Genomic DNA, 16,630 nt, shown 5'->3' with positions numbered 1-16,630 from the left:
AAACGAGCAGCTTGAGGTGACTTGGTTATATTACTGATTCCTAGTAAAAAACAATTGTGATGAATTTGTGAGAATTTCGCGAGATGATTGTCAGATTTATCCGTCATGCTTTAAATATCACCAATAACATGATGGACGCGATAATGAAAACAACAATGCACTTATCCTCTGTAATAAAAGCCTCTTTGATCAGTACCTCTATTTTATGTTCAGTGGGCTTACAGGCGGCAGAACTTGATATTTCAGTAACCAACGCAACAAAAGAAATTTACTTTACGCCACTACTGATTGCAGCACACAGTGCTGATGTCCATTTATTTGAATCAGGCACTAGCGCATCAGCAGAAATAGAAGCAATGGCGGAAGGCGGTGATATTTCAGGCTTATCTTCTTTAGCCAGTAATACAGGGGCTGTCGTTATAGAGAACCCCGCAAGTGGCATTCTTAATCCCGGTGTAGCGGCGACAACATCCATAAGTACTGGCGACCTAGACCGACTCTCGGTTACTGCCATGTTATTGCCCACTAACGATGGTTTTGTCGGACTAGATAGCTGGGTTATTCCACCGACACCTGGCACCTACAAGGTTTACTTAAATAGCTACGATGCCGGAACAGAAGCGAACGACGAATTAGCAGCAAGTATGCCTAATCCCCCATTTATTACGTTTGGTACTGGCGGCACTGGTGTCGAAACCACAGTCACCAATGACAAAGTACATATTCACCCCGGTAATCTTGGTGACACCAATCCAACAGGGGGCGTAAGCGACATTAATAGCAGCGCATACCGTTGGTTAAATCCAGTAGCAATAATGACTGTAACAGTGAAATAAGGGGCTGATATGAAATTCCGTCTGATAGCAATTGCAGTCGGTGCAAGCCTGTTAGTAGGCTGCCACGACGATGATCACAATATTATTGATGACAATAATGATGACACTACGCAAACAACCCGTAGCTATACAGTTACCGTTAAAAACCTTACACCCAATCAACCGCTTTCTCCGCTGGCAGTATTAGCGCATAACGACCAATATCGTCTATTTTCAGTGGGTGAGGCAGCAAGTGATGGTCTAGAAATATTAGCTGAAAGTGGTGACAACTCATCGATACTTGCTGAAAAAGAAATGAACACCAATGTCGGTTATAGCTTCTCTGGTACAGGGGTTGTATTACCCGGTAACAGCGACACCATTACTTTTACGATTGATCCAACCCAAGCTAGCTTAGTCTCTGTCGCCAGTATGTTGGTGAATACCAATGATGGTTTTGTGGGAGAAACCCAATTAGATCTTACATCCCTCGCCGTAGGGGCAAGTTTGAATATGAACATGGCGGTTTGGGATTCTGGCACAGAAAACAATGATGAATCGGCAGCAAGCATACCAGGGCCAGCTGCCGGTGGTGAAGGCTTCAACAGTGCACGTGACGATAATAACCGTGTTTCATTCCATGCTGGTGTTATTAGCCTTGATGATGGGCTAGCAACCTCTGTATTAAACGCAACCCATCGATTCTTAAACCCTGGCGCACAGTTAAGTATTACTCGGACAGAATAGCTGTTACATAAAGCACTTGTCGAATAAAGTACTTTTGAATCGAATATTTTTTGCTATTCAATGAAAGAATTCTTTCCCTATCCGGTCAGTTACACCAGAAGATAAAAACGGTGTAACTGCCATTCTAAAACACGACGAGAACATCATGTCGTGCGAATAGCCGGGGAAAGATCATGTTAAATACAACAGCAGCAAAGATAACTACAACAACCCAAATAATTGCACCATCTAATATCTTAATTGTTGAAGATGATAACGATCTTGCTGAGCTGATAGGCATGCACTTAATACTGCAGAATCATCAGGTTGTTCGTGCAACCACCATAACTAAAGCCGATAAGTTAATTAAAGAGAACCACTTTTCGTTAGTGATTCTAGATAGAGGGCTCGACGATGGTGACGGTTTAACACTTTGCCACACACTGCGCCAGCATGAAAATTGGACACCAATACTTATGCTAACAGCCAGAGATAGTGAAAAAGATAAAGTCGAAGGCTTAGAATCTGGCGCAGATGATTACCTAACCAAGCCTTTTAGCGTTCTTGAATTTCAAGCCAGAGTCAGAGCAATTTTACGCCGAGAGAGCCACAACGAATCATCAAGTTCAAGCCAGCGAATACAACAGACTGAATCAGAGAATACGCTAGATAACCAAGAGCCTGTTTTGCATTTTGATGGGTTAGCCATTAAGCCACAGTCTCACCAAGTTGAAGTGAACCAGCAGCCGATTAACCTAACAGCAACAGAATTTACCTTATTGCACTTTTTAGCCAAAAGACCGGGGCGGGTTTATAGCAAAGATGAATTACTTTCGCAGGTTTGGCATACCGACTTTTCGGGCTATCACCATACAGTTTGTAGCACAGTAAACAGACTAAGAACAAAACTGGAAACCAGTCATTCTAAGCACAAATACATCCATACCATTTGGGGTGTTGGGTATAAATTTCAAGCTGTTTAATTGGCTATGCAACAATTCAGCTAACCGCCATAAAGGAAGGATAACCATGAACTTCAAACTACGTTTATTGCTGCTAACGTGTGTATGGTTTTCACTTTCAGCGTTATTAATTGGCTCATTATTTTTCCAACAACAAGCAACAACAGAACAACGTACCTTGCAAGGATTACATCATGAATTAGCCGCCCACATGCGCGATGATAATCCGCTAATGGAAGGCACAAATTACAACCCTGATGCACTAAAGTCCATCTTTCATACTTTGATGTTACTAGGTCCTGATTTCGAGATTTACTTTCTTGATCAACAAGGTAATATCCGCAGCCATGCCGCCCCTGAAGGCAAAGTACAAATGGGAAAAGTAAACCTTCTTCCGATTCAACAGTTTTTGGCAGACAAGCCGTTTCCCATTCTAGGGGATGATCCTCGCCTACCCGAACAACAAAAAGTATTTTCAGTTGCCCCAATTAGTCAATTTGGTTCAGTAATTGGCTATTTATATGTGGTCATTGGTAGTGAGAAACACAGTTTACTAACAGCTCAAGAAAGTTACGGTCCAATATTAATGGTACTTATAGCCTCTCTCGTGTTACTCGTAGGATTTAGCATAGCCACTTATTTCATGGTCAAACGTACATTGCTAACGCCAATGGAAACAGTCACCCATCGTTTACGTTTACAAGCCAAAGATAACTTCCGTTTACAGCCTAACTTCATGCAACAAGTACCTGAATTACAACCTATTACAACGCAGTTATATCAAATGGCGCAATACATTCAACAGCAGTTCCTGCAACTACAACAGCAAGAAACATTCCGCCATGAAATGCTGATGCAACTTAGCCATGACTTAAAAACTCCGTTATCAAGCGTATTAGGTTATTTAGAAACGTGGCAACTACAAGCTGAAAAGCCAAACCCTTTAATTGATACAGCCCATCGTAATGCTCAAAAACTGGCAGAACAATTGCGCCAACAATTGCAGCTTGCAAGAGATAAACAACCAGAGCCAGCCCCGCATTTTGAATCGATTGAACTGACAGATATTATCTACGAGACAGCAGAAAGCGTTGCTATCGATGCCCAAAGAAAGCACCTATCACTTAATTTGAATATTGCAGACATTGCACCAATAACAGGAGATAAACAGCTATTATCTCGACTTTTCTCTAACTTATTAGAGAATGCAATTCGCCATGCTCCTAATAACTCCTCCATCGAATTAACGGTCATTCAACCTAATAAAAATAAACAGCATAATCAGGTTGAGATCAACATCAGTAATCGTATCGATCAAAATGCTCCTTCAGGATCATTAGGCTTAGGTACTAACATTATTCAATCGATTCTAATGCTACACAATAGCCAATTACTCACGCAGAAAAAACACGATGTATACCAGCAGTCCTTTAATTTCCGTATGAGCCACTGATTCCAGTCTCCTCTATGACTTTATAAGATTGAAAAGCAATCCATCTTTACTATGCGATTGACTGAATGCAATAAAAGCATCAATAAAGGCTTTAGTTAGGCGGGATAAATGTTTACGACTTGGGTATAACAAATTCAGCTCTACCTCGGGCAACGGATAATGGGTTAACACCTCCACCAGTTCACCAGACTTTAATAATGGGTTAGCAAGCATAGGTGGTAACTCACCAAGCATGCAGCCAGAGCGAATAGCAGATAATATGTGAACATAATCGTTCGATGAAAATGTGGGGTGAATCTTAATTTTTTGATCACCAAGCAACCAATTAACGTTATTATCGTTAGACATCCAAGCGGCAATAGGTAAATCAACCAATGCTACAGGTTCTTGCGGTATGCCAAATTGATTAAGAAAGGTTTGACTACACACAACCACATGTCGATAACAGCCTAAACGCCTTGCCACAGCAGATTGGTGATTCAACTGACCAACTCGAATAACAACATCAACCTCGTCGTCAATGAAATCAATCCGTTTAGGTGTAGTCAGCACTTCCAATTGAATTAACGGATAACTCTTATTAAATTGATGAAACATTTCATCTAACACATATAGTGCAGGAGGTATCGAGACACGTAACTTTCCTTTGTACTCTTCTTGTTCCTCATTCATAGCCTGCTTGGCCGCAAATATTTCATCTAAACCAACAGAAGCGCGCTGATACAAAACCTTGCCTGCAGCAGTCAACGCTAATTTTCGTGTTGAGCGAACTAAGAGCTGCTGGTCAAGCTGTGTTTCTAATTCACTGACACGGCGGCTAACTGTAGCAACAGGAATATTCATGGCTATCGATGCACCAGAAAATGTTCCTTGCTGTACCACATGAATAAAAATATTGAGTGAATTGAGATCCATAGCCCTACCCTTAACTTTTATTGTCTCTATATATCATATGTATTCATCATAGTATTAACCAATCCCTACGATAAATGGAAATATCATTCTTGAAATAACCGCTAATTTTTCATCAGCTATCTCGCTATAGTCGCTCCAACAGCAACGATGAACTCTAAAGGAAACAATAATGAAAGCAATTATCGCAACACAAGCTGGTGGTCCTGAAGTTCTTGAAATTTGTGACGTAAATGAGCCGATGACAGAACAGGGTGAAGTGAAAATCCGAGTAAAAGCATTCGGACTTAATAAAGCTGAAACATACTACCGTAACGGAGCATTCGGTACATTGAACGCTGAGCGAGCACCAGGTATTGAAGCGGCTGGCGAAATAATGGAAGACCCAAGCGGCACATTCCAAGTGGGTGACAAAGTAGTAACAGCAATGGGCGGTATGATGTTTGTTCGCCATGGTAGCTATGCTGAAATCATTACCGTAAACAAAAGTAACGTGCAGCGCATTAATAGCAATATTGATTACGTCACACTGGCTGCCTTACCTGAATTGTATTTAACTGCTTGGGGTGCACTGGATAAGACCTTGAATATTCAAGCCGGTGAAACCTTATTGATTCGAGGGGCTACATCAGGGCTAGGCTTGGCTGCATTAACTTATGCCAAAGCTCGGGGTTTAACGGTTATTGCTACGACACGACAAACGAACAATGTTGAACGACTCACCGCTCTGGGGGCTGATCATGTGGTAATTGATGATGGTAGTATTTCTGAAGCAGTGCGTACTTTGTATCCCACGGGTCTTGATAAAGCTTTAGAAGTTGTTGGCGCATCAACAGTCGTTGATACGATGAAAACCCTTAAAAGTTGGGGAGAAGTAACCGTCGTTGGCTTACTAGGAGGTGCACCTGTTATTGAAAACTTTGGTTTAATGAGTGACTTACCAAGTTCGGTGAAACTGAGTTTCTTCCAAAGCGGTATGCTGGGCACTGAAGCATTACCCTTAAATGCATCACCATTAAACTGGATTGCAGATCAAGTGATGAACGGTAGCATGCCAAATATTACTACTCAGGTGTTTAACTACGATGAGATTCGTCAGGCGCACGCATTGATGGACAGTAATAAAGCAATCGGTAAAATTGTGGTGAAAGCACACTAAACATCACATTACTTCATCAAACAAGTACGTATTTAGACATATATATAAACATAAAAAATCAATATCACTACTTATTTAAGTTGGGGCTTTTACATGTCCAACTTTGATAAAAAACATAAAAAGTTGAAATAATGAAAATATTAAATACAAATAAAAACATACACAACATGCTTAACTTAATTGGTCGTTTACTATTAGTTATTTTATTTATTTTATCTGGCATTGGTAAAATAACAGGATATGAAGGAACACAACAATATATGGACGCACTGGGTGTACCAAGTGCTTTATTACCTATTGTTATTTCACTCGAATTAGGTGGTTCATTACTGCTTATTGTCGGTTATCAAACTCGTCTTATTGCCTTACTAATGGCTGGGTATTCTGTAATTACAGCTCTAATTTTTCACCAACCACTGTCAGATCAAATACAATTCCTGATGTTCTGGAAAAATATTTCTATGGCAGGAGGTTTCTTAATAGTCGCCTCTTCAGGTGCGGGGTTATTTAGTTTTGATGCCTTTCGACAACAGAAATTATAAATACATAATCAACACCAACATATAAAAAATCAATTAATATTGAAAATACATAATAAGTGAAAACAAAATGAATACTATATTTACTAGAACATTCAACAGCAAAATATTAATCCAAACATTGAGCATAGGTTTACTAATGACTAGCCCATTGAGTCATGCTTCTGCAGAAGATGTTACACTAGCGAATGTAGCGACGACTCAACGAGCTTCACACACACAATCTATTGATGTGCAAACAAGTAATACACAGATAACGACTTATAACCAACAAGATATTGATGCTGTGAAACAGCTTATGTATCAATATCAACAGATATTGAATAAAGCACAAGCAAGTAAAGTAAAAGACGTATATGCGAAAGATGCTATGTTTATTGGTCAAAAATTCCCGACGACTGTTGGTGTCACTAATATTAAAAATTTATATACCGATTTTCTTTCTAAACTTGATTTCAATGTTAACTTTGAGATTAAAGAGATTCAATTAGATCAAAATATTGGATTTGTAAGGACCAAATCAACAGGTAGTATAACGCCAAAAGGAGAACAGACACTTGGGCGTGAATCGAATCGTGAAATTTTTGTCGTTAAAAAAACAGATGGTAACTGGAAGATATATCGCTATATGTTCACCGCAGAATTAAAATAGACACGTTTTTGACTGTATAATTCTATTATTGAACAATCATTTCAAATGTAAATAACGTTCTCGATATACTTACAATAAAAAGCCTATCATCATCACAGTGAAAACAGATGATAATAGGCTTTTATTTTCAGAGGCTAATGAAACAGAAGTCGATTAAGCTGAAGCCATTGCGCCTTTACCGACACCTTCGTAAGCAACGACCTCAAGCGATTCATCACTCAGTGATAGCTTCACTTCATTAGCAATATACGATGCTAATAACTCGACAGTGGTATCGGTATCAATAATTTCAGTCTCTGATTTCGCTATTGCGAGTTCGAACTCACCTTGCGGCGCAATATAACGAAAACCAAAATAACCATCATCGGTGATAGTTGTAGCGTGTTCGCTAAGGTTTAATTCAGTCACAGAAATCATGTCTTCCTTCGTGCCTAAATAAATATCTTCCCAGCGACTTGCCCATTGCTGTTCTAGTTCAGTATGACGAGCACCATCAACAAACAGTTCAACAGGAGAGCGATGGCCATGAGCAATACGTTGGCAGTTACCGTCATGCTTTTTTAAACCATGGCTGTAATGATAAAAAGGACCATCAATCTTTTCATGACGCAGAGTAAGCTCTAATCCTTCAACGTTATCAGGTAAATTACCTTTAAGTACGTTATGCAAGTAAGCCGTCACAGATTCAATTGTTACTTTTTCTGCCTCAATAAAGCAGTATGCTTCTTCTGGACTATGCAGATGAATACTTTTATCATCACGTAGTAAATCTACCGTTGCATAACCTGATTTAGTGGTCGCGGTTCGAATCGCTGTATTGTTGCTTGGCACAATCAAACGATGATCGACATGCTCATCAACCAAGAACTTAATTTGCTTTTTCACTCGACTGAAATCAAGCAGCATACTCATTTCATTCAGTTCGCCCGACATCACCACATCAAGAATCCAACTTTCACCGACCATTCCACGCTCGTCACACAAGTATGAGGCGTCAATAACCGTAAGATCTCTGACAAATAGCTTCAAAATGAAGTCCTTATTGATAATGGTTGTCGTTTATGAGGAGGGCATTATACGCGGCTGAAAGGCTGAGTAAACCGTGGTGTTATGAACACGCACTTATTAAGACTAAATGCGTGTTACCTAAACAAAGTGGATATACCCAAATTACCTCAAGATACTATTAGAAGCGGTAATTCGCCCCCAAATACGCTGAAGACAATGTACTTTGCGTTGACTGAAACTTATAGGTGTTACCACCGCTTGTCGCAGACCATTCTTTAGAGTTATCAGGCAAAACCGTATGGCGAAGCCCTAGCTCAATGGTAAATTGTTCACTGGCACGCCAAGCAACACCTGCTTGTAAACCAAAGACAAGCCCAGAGTCTTTATAACCACTAGAAAGTTCGGAGTCAGATTTCGCTATACCATAACCAAAATGTAATCCGATAAAAGGGTTTACGCTTTTATCTGCACGAAAAATACGATCAGCATTCAATAAATGCAAGCTCGTTTTTGTCGAATAAGACAAGGCAGAATCAAACGTTGTGTCTGCCGAATGCTGTTCATAGCTGTAATATATACGGCTGCCACCATTAGCGCTGTATCGACCTATAGACAAGCCACCAAAGCCACTTGCATCAGGGCTCGAAGCTTCTTGGGATTCACTGCCTAATGTAGCAATATCGGTTCCATTGAGCTTACTTGAACCTGCGATAATGCCGACAAAATAACGTGGCGAATCATCAAAACGAGACATTGTTACAGCATCAATTGCCTCAGCACTGACTGTTGTTGCTTTCGTTGTTGTATCATTCTGTACTTCCGTTGTACTTGCAACGTCTCCACTATTTACCGATTCAACATCATTCGATGTATATGCCATACACGCTGAAGAAAACATGGCGGGAATCAAAGCAATAGTAATGACGGATGCGATCGTGGTTATTTTCATTCTTTAAGCCTGTGTTATATCGATTCAAGCAGTTACAGATCGAACATCGTTTGATTTTATCGTAAAATAATCATTCATGCAGTGATCAAATTTAATTAAAATGTATGAAAACAATAATAATTGCGCAATTTTAGCCAATTTTAATAACCCTGATCGCCGTTCATCATCTTTTCAGGAAATCTAGTCTCTTAACCATGCTAATGCTTCGAGTGGATCGTCAAAATATCTAACTTCACCCGATACAAACCAACTGCCAATTCTTGACATCACTTCTTGCCAATGCTGGTTACCGTATAAAGCTACTTTATCGAACTTTTTACCGTGCTTTAACCCTATTTTTAGATCATCCCACGCGGCTTGTAACTGCCAACCATCGAACTCAGTTCCATCAATATAAACATTCACAATCGGTACCGTTACACCTTCCAACGCTTCATCAATGATTGGGGTGATTTTTTCGTAATCAGCATGCGTTAACGTACCGATTGCTTTTATTTCCATAAAGAAGTTATTACGATCACGATCAATTTCAATAGATAATCCGTGTAGAGCGCTCATCTTACCTCCTAAAAAACAAAAGTATTACCGCTAAGTTCATCAATAAAGTGTAGTTCGTCATTTCTACAATATTGATTTAGAGGACAAAAACGTATAAATCTCTCGTAATTTATACGTTTTTTTCAGTTTAATCGTGCGACTATTTACATCAAATTTCACTCTGCTTTATATACATTTTTTACTGGTAAATACACGGTAAAACAACTGCCTTTGCCTGACTCTGATGATACATTTATTCGCCCTTGTAAAGTTTCAAGCATCACTTTCACTAATGGTAAACCCAACCCATACCCTGCTTTGGTTCGACTTGGATCTACGCGATATAAACGTGTAAATATCAATGCATGGTGCTCTTTATCAATACCGATTCCAGTGTCTATCACTTCGATGAAAGCATAACCGTTATCTTTTAAACCACAGTGTAATGTTATCTGACTATTTGCTTCACTGTATTTGAAGCTGTTATCAATCAAATTCACCATAATTTGCGTCAATCTATTCGGCTCAGTTGTGACAAAGCACGTTTCAAGCCCTGCTGTAGATATCGAAATTTCAGCATCTTCTGCCAGTTCTTCATACCAAGAAATTATATGTTCAATGAATACTTTCAAGTCGATACTTTGCATCTCTAACTTATGTTGACCAATAACTTCATCATTAATTTTCATCAAAGTATTCAGCATTTGGCTAGCTTGCTGAGCCGACTCTGCACAGTCTGATAATGCCGATTGCATTTCAAGCTTTAGATTATTGTCTTTTGCAGTACTGAGTAGGGATTTTTCAGTGGTTAATACAATGCGTGAGAGTGGCGTGCGTAAATCATGCGCAATGGCATCAAGCGTATTTCCCATACTTATAATGGTTGATTTCAACTGTACTAATACTTGATTAACACTCTGATTAAGCACACCAAGATTTTTATTAGTAACTGCTGTATCTTGTGGTTCGAACATCGGCATCGCATCTATCGACCAGGTGCTCGCTTGATCTAACCCCTTTGCTAAACTGTGCAAAGGCAATAGTGTCGTACGAATTAAACGCCATACAATACAAGATACCAAACAACACAATACGGCGAGGGTAATCGCCATCCAAAGCCACTGTTGATACAAGAGTGCCATTCGGTTATTCACATTCAAGACTAACCAATATTCATTAGACTCACCGGACAGTTTTACACTTAAATAAGGGGTCTCTGAAAATAGGTTGTACCAATATCTAAGTGGTAATTGATAGTGAGCAAGGTCAATATTATCTAACGCTATTTCTGCCCCACTCACTAGCTGATTGCGACCATCGAGATCAATACGAGTTACACTTATTGCATTCTCGATTAAACGGTGGGGGTTATTGATAACCACATGCTCAAATTTATCATCTGATTCAAACGTCAAAATACGTTGATATTCAGCGCCTAGTGAGCGCATTAATTTTTTATCCTCTCTATCAAGATGATAAACAAGTACCAAACCAATTCCGACTTGAATAACAGCAAAACACATAACCACCGTTACAACAAAACGACTGAATAAACTCCAATGGGCATGTTTCGTTGATTGTTCAGCGTTCATATTTAAGGACATAACCCACTCCACGGATTGTGTGGATTAACGGCATTTCAAACCCTTTATCAACTTGAGCACGTAAACGACACACTAATACATCGACGACATTGGTTTGCGGATCAAATTGAAAGCCCCAAATATTTTCAAGAATAACTGTTTTTGAAAACACCCGTTCTGGTTGCTGTATAAAGAGCTGCATTAACGCAAACTCTCTTTGCTTTAAAAGAATATCATGCCCATCTCGACACAATTTTCTTGTTAATAAATCAAGGGTTAAATCGTGATAACTCAATTGATTAGCATTATGGCTAACCACTTGCCGACGAGATAAAATCTGGCAACGTGCAGCAAGTTCAGCAAAGGCAAAAGGTTTCACCAAATAATCATCAGCCCCTGATTGCAACCCTAGTACACGCTCTTCTACCGAGTGGCGAGCACTTAGAATCAGAATTGGAATCTGATGCCCTTCCCCACGAATACGCCGTAATACTTCCATGCCATCCCACGTTGGCAGCATAAGATCCAGCACGATCAAGTCGTACAATTCCATCGTCGCTAATTGGTAGCCTTGTTTACCATCACCACAGCAAGTAACTTGATACTGTAATTCTTCAAAACCTTGCTTTAAAAAACCACTAATATGGGGATCATCCTCGATCACTAAAATATGCATAATCTTCCTCTTTTATGCTGCCACTTAATTCTATCATGTCATTGATCATGATTAAGATTACAAACTTGTAATGTTGGGGCAAGGTAGAAGCAATGATGGCTCTTTATAGTCATAACTAACAAAACACATCGTTATTATGATTAAGGAACTATCAATGAAAATGACATCTACGCTTATCGTTGCAACATCGCTAATTTTAACTTCTGGCTCTGTACTTGCTGCAAACTCAAAAACTGATCAAGTGGTGTCTTATAGCCAATTATCATCGGCTACAGCCTTTGAATTAGCCAATGTAGCCGTTGGTCAATGTGCCAAAGATGGCTATAACGTTTCAACGACAGTGGTCGACTTATCGGGTCGAGTACTGGCTCAACTTCGTTATGATAATGCGGGTCCGCATACTCTTGATAGTTCACGTAAAAAAGCATTCACCGCCGTTAGCATGAAGCAACCGACTGCAAACTTAATGAAAACAGTGTCAGAGAAACCAATCTTGGCACCATTAAAAGATATGGATGACAATTTGTTATTTTTAGCAGGAGGCATTCCATTAAAAGTTAACAACCAGCTAGTTGGCGCTATTGGTGTGGGCGGGGCACCAGGTGGGCATTTAGATGTGATTTGTGCTGAATCTGCAATTAAAACAGTGCTTAAGACGGCTTCTTAAACACCCCCAAAAAATATCATATAATATACAGCTCGCTTAATGGCGAGCTGTTGGCCATTCCAGCTGCACAGCACCAATAAAACATGCCGAACGGCACTGACCGCATCCAGAACACAGCTCTTCATTTATAACGGGTAACTGCCGAGAAGAAACAGAGATCGCCAACTGTGGGCAAGCATCTGCACAGATTAGGCATTCGCCAGACAAGCGATTATTACATCCTTTCGAGAATGATGGACGTAAACCAATATCATTGTTTATTGATGATAATGCGCCAGTCGAACAGCCTTTTTGGCATTCACCGCATTGCGTGCAGTGATTGTAATCTAGATTAAGCTGAGGCCGCCCTTCAACCATTTCAATCACTTGCTGTACACATGCCGTTTCACAGTCATTGCATGATTGGCATAACTGTAAAAACACACCTTCATCTACAGCACCAGGTGGACGAGGAACAGAACGTTTTACCGATATTTCATCTGGCACCTGAACCGCTTTATTCGCACCAGAGAATAATCCTCTTAATAAGCCTCGTCGGCTTACAGAGTAATGCTCTAGACACGCCCGATAATATTTTTCGTTACGCTCGGCCATCAGAAATATAATTTATACGTTTGAGGTGTTACCTTCAATTCAGCCTGAACCGCGGTTAACCACTCTTCAGTTATCTCAGCCAGTACTTTATACACATCTGTCTGACCGTGTTTCTGTACCAATGTAAGGTAATGATATGCCCACGGTAAAAGGTGATCAGCCAACAAAGCAGTCACGATCGTTACATCGTCACATTGATCAATAATATTGGCTAAGGCTAATAAGGTTAAACCGAATTGATCTTCCGGCTCTCGCATACCTGTATCTAACAGCATATTGTGACTAGCTAAAAAATGTCGCAAACGTAACGTAGAATCACCAAAGATCACTTGTTCACGATCTAAATAAACCGATCCCCATGGTGGCGCAGGCATTATTTCACAACCTTCAAATAATAATTGAAAATCAGCCCGTAGCGCTTCTTCATTTGTACTTTCTACTGCAGAAATAAATGCAGAAAAAGCCGTTTCATTTACGTCATCACTATTTTTAATCGCGTCTAAATATTGAATATTATTTTCATGCGCCAATGGGAAATAAAAGAAGCTGCCTAATAACTTTGCAACAATTGCGATGTTTTCCATGATTCCTCATTATTTGGACTAGGTACGTTTTGAGTCTACCCCAAGAACATTATAAGAAAATTGTTTTAACGCAATTTTGAATATTATTAATAACTGAATAAGAATGATTAGTAATACGTAAATACCTGTAAAGCATCAACTTCTCTTAATAACCGTGATCGTAATCAAAGATCATACAAATATAAATCCAGCTAGTTTCTCTCCCTCGTTTTTATTGATGTAAGACATAGTAAAGAGGCAACAAAACAGAAAGTATGGCTAATAAAGCTCTACCACTTAAAGAGTAGAACTTAAATCATAACCGTTATTTATTAATCATATAAAAAACAATTGTGTCAGCAATAACACAGAGAATGTCGTGCTATGAAAATAAAACTGAAAGAGCTACTAGCACCTAAATTATCTCGTCGTAACTTTGTGAAAACAGGTTCCGTCTTAGGCAGTTTAGCCGCCGTAGCCAGCAGTGTTACCCTTCCATTCAAGTCAAATTCCGCTTTCGCTGCAACGTCAACCGCACCAACGGAAGACAAAGTTGTATGGAGTTCTTGTACCGTAAACTGTGGCAGCCGCTGCCCATTACGTATGCATGTATCTGATGGCGAAATAAAGTGGGTTGAAACCGATAACACAGGTAATGACGAATACGGTCATCACCAAGTGCGTGCTTGCTTACGCGGTCGTTCAATGCGTCGCCGCGTATATAACCCTGATCGCTTGAAATATCCAATGAAACGCGTAGGCAAGCGTGGTGAAGGTAAATTCAAACGCATTAGTTGGGATGAAGCTTTCAGTGAAATCGCAGCTTCTATTACCACTATTCGTAAAGACTACGGCAATGAAGCAATTTACTTGAATTACGGTACTGGTACTCTAGGCGGTACAGTAACTAAATCATGGCCTCCGGGCGGTAGTTTAATTGCTCGTTTGATGAACTTGAACGGTGGCTACTTAAACCATTATGGTGATTACTCAACCGCACAAATCGCAGAAGGTTTAAACTACACTTACGGCGGTTTTGCGGCAAACAACTCCCCTTCTGACTTGGAAAACACCAAGTTAATCGTGCAGTTTGGTAACAATCCGGCAGAAACGCGTATGTCTGGTGGTGGTGTTATTCACCACTTCATGGAAGGCAAAGAAAAATCTAATGCGCGCATGATCGTAATCGATCCTCGTTATACTGATACAGCCGGTGGACGTGAAGATCAGTGGATCCCTATTCGTCCTGGTACAGATACTGCGTTTATTGCGGCAATGGCACATGTGATGATCAAAGAAGGCTTGGTTGATCAAGCTTTCCTTGATAAATACTGTGTCGGCTATGATGAAAAAACATTACCAGCTTCAGCCCCTGCAAACAGCGATTATAAGTCTTATATTTTAGGGCTAGGTAATGATGAAGTAGAGAAAACCCCTGAGTGGGCTTCATCAATTACGGGAATTCCTGCAGACATTATTATCAAAGCAGCTCGCGAAATAGGCTCTACTAAGCCTTGTGCCATTATTCAAGGCTGGGGACTACAACGTACCGCTAATGGCGAAATCGCATCTCGTGCGATTGCAATGCTGGCCTTATTAACCGGTAATGTTGGCCTTAACGGTGGCGGCACCGGCGCACGCGAAAGCAGCTCTAGTATTCCTTTTGTTCGCTTCCCTACATTACAGAACCCAATTGAAGCATCTATCCCAATGTTCTTGTGGACTGATGCTATTTTCCGCGGTCCTGAAATGACAGCAACGGCCGATGGTATTCGCGGCAAAGAAAAACTTGATGTGCCTATTAAGTTCATCTGGAATTATGCTGGTAACTGTTTGATTAATCAGCATGCTGATATCAACCGTACTCATGACATTCTTCAAGATGAAAAAGCCTGTGAAATGATTGTGGTAATAGATAACCACATGACGTCATCTGCTAAATATGCCGATATCGTACTACCTGATTTAACCACCTCTGAACAATCCGATTTCTGTATGGATGCATCAGCAGGCAACATGCCATATTTCATCTTTGCATCACAAGCGATTAAACCGCAATTTGAAGCAAAGAGTATTTACGATATCTGTACTGGTTTGGCACAGAAATTAGGGGTTGAAGAAACCTTTACTGAAGGTCGCGATCAAGAAGGTTGGTTACGTCACTTATACCAACTAACTCGCGCACAAGATCCATCGCTACCAACATTCGAAGCCATGCGTGAGCAAGGTATTTATAAGCGATTTGTGAAAGAGCATTTTGTCGCTTATAAAGATTTCCGTGAAAATCCTAAAGCGAATCCGCTAAGAACACCCTCAGGTAAAATTGAAATTTACTCAGAACGCTTGGCTAGCATAGGTCAAACATGGGAATTGGATGCAGATGAAACAATCCATCCATTACCGGTTTACACACCTAATTTCGAAGGATGGGAAGCCTCTAAACAAGGTAACTACCCGCTTCAATTAACAGGTTTCCATTATAAGTCACGTACTCACTCGACGTACGGTAACGTTGATATCTTAAAAGATGCCGCCAAGCAAGAGATGTGGTTGAACCCTCTTGATGCCCAAACGCGTGGGATAAAAAATGGTGATCTGATTCGTATCTTCAACGACCGTGGTGAAGTGCACATCAACGCAAAAGTCACACCACGAATGATGCCTGGTGTTGTCGCGTTAGGTGAAGGTGCTTGGTACGCCCCTGATGGACAACGTATCGATCACAGTGGCTGTATTAACGTACTGACCACTCAGCGCCCTAGCCCATTAGCAAAAGGCAACCCACAGCATACAAACTTAGTCGACGTGCAACTTGTGAAGAAGGCATAAGGGTTA

General features: G+C 40.3%; 17 protein-coding genes. 9 read left to right on the top strand and 8 right to left on the bottom strand.

Going from position 1 to position 16,630, the window contains the following annotated elements:
• Nucleotides 1-143: 143 nt before the first annotated feature.
• The 4 genes from C9J48_RS12545 (at nucleotide 144) to C9J48_RS12530 (ending at nucleotide 3,956) form a co-directional block, all read left to right on the top strand.
• Nucleotides 144-836, top strand: coding sequence for a spondin domain-containing protein (locus C9J48_RS12545; protein WP_036802775.1), 693 nt, complete (start codon nucleotides 144-146; stop codon nucleotides 834-836).
• Nucleotides 837-845: 9 nt separating this feature from the next.
• Nucleotides 846-1,562 carry a spondin domain-containing protein gene (locus C9J48_RS12540; protein ID WP_006230504.1) on the top strand — a complete coding sequence of 239 codons (717 nt, stop codon included), beginning with the start codon at nucleotides 846-848 and terminating at the stop codon, nucleotides 1,560-1,562.
• Nucleotides 1,563-1,735: 173 nt separating this feature from the next.
• Nucleotides 1,736-2,524: a response regulator transcription factor gene (locus C9J48_RS12535; protein ID WP_006230505.1), complete on the top strand. Its 789-nt coding sequence runs from the start codon at nucleotides 1,736-1,738 to the stop codon at nucleotides 2,522-2,524.
• Between the two features lie 46 nt (nucleotides 2,525-2,570).
• Nucleotides 2,571-3,956 (top strand): sensor histidine kinase, encoded by a 1,386-nt coding sequence (locus C9J48_RS12530; RefSeq protein WP_006230506.1) that lies wholly within the window; start codon nucleotides 2,571-2,573, stop codon nucleotides 3,954-3,956.
• A gap of 12 nt (nucleotides 3,957-3,968) precedes the next feature.
• On the opposite strand, the gene C9J48_RS12525 is transcribed toward C9J48_RS12530, so the two are convergent.
• A complete protein-coding gene (locus C9J48_RS12525; protein WP_006230507.1) occupies nucleotides 3,969-4,871 on the bottom strand; it encodes a LysR family transcriptional regulator in 903 nt (300 codons plus the stop codon).
• A gap of 169 nt (nucleotides 4,872-5,040) precedes the next feature.
• Between C9J48_RS12525 and C9J48_RS12520 the strand changes: the two genes are divergently transcribed.
• From C9J48_RS12520 to C9J48_RS12510, 3 genes are all read left to right on the top strand, one after another.
• Complete coding sequence (locus C9J48_RS12520) at nucleotides 5,041-6,027, top strand: zinc-binding dehydrogenase (RefSeq protein ID WP_006230508.1); 987 nt, start codon at nucleotides 5,041-5,043, stop codon at nucleotides 6,025-6,027.
• Nucleotides 6,028-6,158: 131 nt separating this feature from the next.
• A complete protein-coding gene (locus tag C9J48_RS12515) occupies nucleotides 6,159-6,569 on the top strand; it encodes a DoxX family protein (RefSeq protein ID WP_006230509.1) in 411 nt (136 codons plus the stop codon).
• 136 nt (nucleotides 6,570-6,705) lie between these two features.
• Entirely contained in the window at nucleotides 6,706-7,218 is a 513-nt protein-coding gene (locus C9J48_RS12510; RefSeq protein ID WP_006230510.1) for a YybH family protein, read from the top strand.
• A gap of 153 nt (nucleotides 7,219-7,371) precedes the next feature.
• On the opposite strand, the gene C9J48_RS12505 is transcribed toward C9J48_RS12510, so the two are convergent.
• The 5 genes from C9J48_RS12505 to C9J48_RS12485 form a co-directional block, all read right to left on the bottom strand.
• Nucleotides 7,372-8,247 carry a 6-carboxytetrahydropterin synthase gene (locus C9J48_RS12505; protein ID WP_036802776.1) on the bottom strand — a complete coding sequence of 292 codons (876 nt, stop codon included), beginning with the start codon at nucleotides 8,245-8,247 and terminating at the stop codon, nucleotides 7,372-7,374.
• 157 nt (nucleotides 8,248-8,404) lie between these two features.
• On the bottom strand, nucleotides 8,405-9,175 hold the full coding sequence (locus C9J48_RS12500; protein WP_006230512.1) for a putative outer membrane beta-barrel protein: 771 nt from the start codon (nucleotides 9,173-9,175) through the stop codon (nucleotides 8,405-8,407).
• 180 nt (nucleotides 9,176-9,355) lie between these two features.
• On the bottom strand, nucleotides 9,356-9,733 hold the full coding sequence (locus tag C9J48_RS12495) for a SpoIIAA family protein (RefSeq protein ID WP_006230513.1): 378 nt from the start codon (nucleotides 9,731-9,733) through the stop codon (nucleotides 9,356-9,358).
• Between the two features lie 155 nt (nucleotides 9,734-9,888).
• Nucleotides 9,889-11,316 carry a sensor histidine kinase gene (locus tag C9J48_RS12490; RefSeq protein ID WP_006230514.1) on the bottom strand — a complete coding sequence of 476 codons (1,428 nt, stop codon included), beginning with the start codon at nucleotides 11,314-11,316 and terminating at the stop codon, nucleotides 9,889-9,891.
• A complete protein-coding gene (locus tag C9J48_RS12485; RefSeq protein ID WP_006230515.1) occupies nucleotides 11,294-11,971 on the bottom strand; it encodes a response regulator in 678 nt (225 codons plus the stop codon). Before C9J48_RS12485 ends, C9J48_RS12490 begins: the two co-directional genes overlap by 23 nt.
• Before the next feature lie 154 nt (nucleotides 11,972-12,125).
• On the opposite strand from C9J48_RS12485, the gene C9J48_RS12480 reads away from it, so the two are divergent.
• The gene (locus C9J48_RS12480) at nucleotides 12,126-12,638 is read left to right on the top strand and encodes a GlcG/HbpS family heme-binding protein (protein ID WP_006230516.1); all 513 of its coding nucleotides are present in this window, start codon (nucleotides 12,126-12,128) and stop codon (nucleotides 12,636-12,638) included.
• Nucleotides 12,639-12,674: 36 nt separating this feature from the next.
• Here the strand turns inward: C9J48_RS12480 and C9J48_RS12475 are convergent, their stop codons facing one another.
• Together C9J48_RS12475 and C9J48_RS12470 are read right to left on the bottom strand one after the other, a co-directional pair.
• The gene (locus C9J48_RS12475) at nucleotides 12,675-13,232 is read right to left on the bottom strand and encodes a ferredoxin-type protein NapF (protein ID WP_006230517.1); all 558 of its coding nucleotides are present in this window, start codon (nucleotides 13,230-13,232) and stop codon (nucleotides 12,675-12,677) included.
• A complete protein-coding gene (locus tag C9J48_RS12470) occupies nucleotides 13,232-13,816 on the bottom strand; it encodes a molecular chaperone TorD family protein (protein ID WP_006230518.1) in 585 nt (194 codons plus the stop codon). The genes C9J48_RS12475 and C9J48_RS12470 overlap by 1 nt, the downstream gene beginning before the upstream one ends.
• 363 nt (nucleotides 13,817-14,179) lie before the next feature.
• Here C9J48_RS12470 and C9J48_RS12465 point away from each other — a divergent pair, with 363 nt between their 5' ends.
• Nucleotides 14,180-16,624: a DmsA/YnfE/YnfF family dimethyl sulfoxide reductase gene (locus tag C9J48_RS12465; RefSeq protein ID WP_006230519.1), complete on the top strand. Its 2,445-nt coding sequence runs from the start codon at nucleotides 14,180-14,182 to the stop codon at nucleotides 16,622-16,624.
• Nucleotides 16,625-16,630: the final 6 nt, after the last annotated feature.

The sequence above is a fragment of the Photobacterium profundum genome (assembly GCF_003026285.1).
Lineage (GTDB): Bacteria > Pseudomonadota > Gammaproteobacteria > Enterobacterales > Vibrionaceae > Photobacterium > Photobacterium profundum.
This window is presented reverse-complemented; position numbering and strand designations above follow the sequence as displayed.

Bases quoted from the DNA above. Each gene is read 5' to 3' on its own strand.
- C9J48_RS12545 (WP_036802775.1), top strand. From the start codon at position 144: ATGAAAACAACAATGCACTTATCCTCTGTAATAAAAGCCTCTTTGATC.
- C9J48_RS12540 (WP_006230504.1), top strand. From the start codon at position 846: ATGAAATTCCGTCTGATAGCAATTGCAGTCGGTGCAAGCCTGTTAGTA.
- C9J48_RS12535 (WP_006230505.1), top strand. From the start codon at position 1,736: ATGTTAAATACAACAGCAGCAAAGATAACTACAACAACCCAAATAATT.
- C9J48_RS12530 (WP_006230506.1), top strand. From the start codon at position 2,571: ATGAACTTCAAACTACGTTTATTGCTGCTAACGTGTGTATGGTTTTCA.
- C9J48_RS12525 (WP_006230507.1), bottom strand. From the start codon at position 4,871: ATGGATCTCAATTCACTCAATATTTTTATTCATGTGGTACAGCAAGGA.
- C9J48_RS12520 (WP_006230508.1), top strand. From the start codon at position 5,041: ATGAAAGCAATTATCGCAACACAAGCTGGTGGTCCTGAAGTTCTTGAA.
- C9J48_RS12515 (WP_006230509.1), top strand. From the start codon at position 6,159: ATGAAAATATTAAATACAAATAAAAACATACACAACATGCTTAACTTA.
- C9J48_RS12510 (WP_006230510.1), top strand. From the start codon at position 6,706: ATGACTAGCCCATTGAGTCATGCTTCTGCAGAAGATGTTACACTAGCG.
- C9J48_RS12500 (WP_006230512.1), bottom strand. From the start codon at position 9,175: ATGAAAATAACCACGATCGCATCCGTCATTACTATTGCTTTGATTCCC.
- C9J48_RS12495 (WP_006230513.1), bottom strand. From the start codon at position 9,733: ATGAGCGCTCTACACGGATTATCTATTGAAATTGATCGTGATCGTAAT.
- C9J48_RS12490 (WP_006230514.1), bottom strand. From the start codon at position 11,316: ATGTCCTTAAATATGAACGCTGAACAATCAACGAAACATGCCCATTGG.
- C9J48_RS12485 (WP_006230515.1), bottom strand. From the start codon at position 11,971: ATGCATATTTTAGTGATCGAGGATGATCCCCATATTAGTGGTTTTTTA.
- C9J48_RS12480 (WP_006230516.1), top strand. From the start codon at position 12,126: ATGAAAATGACATCTACGCTTATCGTTGCAACATCGCTAATTTTAACT.
- C9J48_RS12475 (WP_006230517.1), bottom strand. From the start codon at position 13,232: ATGGCCGAGCGTAACGAAAAATATTATCGGGCGTGTCTAGAGCATTAC.
- C9J48_RS12470 (WP_006230518.1), bottom strand. From the start codon at position 13,816: ATGGAAAACATCGCAATTGTTGCAAAGTTATTAGGCAGCTTCTTTTAT.
- C9J48_RS12465 (WP_006230519.1), top strand. From the start codon at position 14,180: ATGAAAATAAAACTGAAAGAGCTACTAGCACCTAAATTATCTCGTCGT.